The organism is Photorhabdus aballayi (assembly GCF_026153155.1).
GTDB classification, from domain to species: domain Bacteria; phylum Pseudomonadota; class Gammaproteobacteria; order Enterobacterales; family Enterobacteriaceae; genus Photorhabdus; species Photorhabdus luminescens.
Window position 1 is genome coordinate 1 of sequence record NZ_JAPFCD010000146.1, and the last position, 563, is coordinate 563.

The window sequence follows — 563 nt, forward strand, 5'->3', positions numbered from 1 at the left end:
TCTTTAGAACATGAAATAGCCGTATTAGGTAAAGATGGTTTAGCGACTCAAGCCGGCTGGATAAAGATCTATCATGCTAATCAAATAACAAGAGAATTTACCAACTCTAATATTGAATATGTCATGCTGGGGGTCAGTTTATCAGCCGGTGCCTATCCCGATGCGCCACAACTTCCTGATTCTCATGATAAGGCGGTTTGTCGTAGTGAAGACGATCAGTGCTGGGAAATCGTTCCTGATTACCGTGGAAAAATAGCTTACAACAAGCAAACTCGTGCACAACAAGAAGTTACTGAATTGGGTGAACTACCAGAAATTCTGACATTCAAACAACCTGTCACTGATTTTGATAAATGGGATGGTAAACAGTGGGTCACTGATAATGTAGCCCTAAAAGCAAATCAAATTGAACAGGCGGAGCAACGGCGTGTAACTCTGCTGCAACGCGCCAATGAATCTATTGCATTATTTCAAGATGCTGCTGATTTGGATATCGCTACTGAAGCAGAAAAATCTACTTTACTGATGTGGAAAAAATACAGGGTAATGCTCAATAGAGTAAA

1 protein-coding gene is annotated in these 563 nt (G+C 40.7%); it reads left to right on the top strand.

Annotated elements, in window-relative coordinates; all coding sequences use genetic code 11:
• On the top strand, nt 1-563 hold a 563-nt coding region (locus OO184_RS24960), incomplete at both ends, for a tail fiber assembly protein (RefSeq protein ID WP_265381457.1).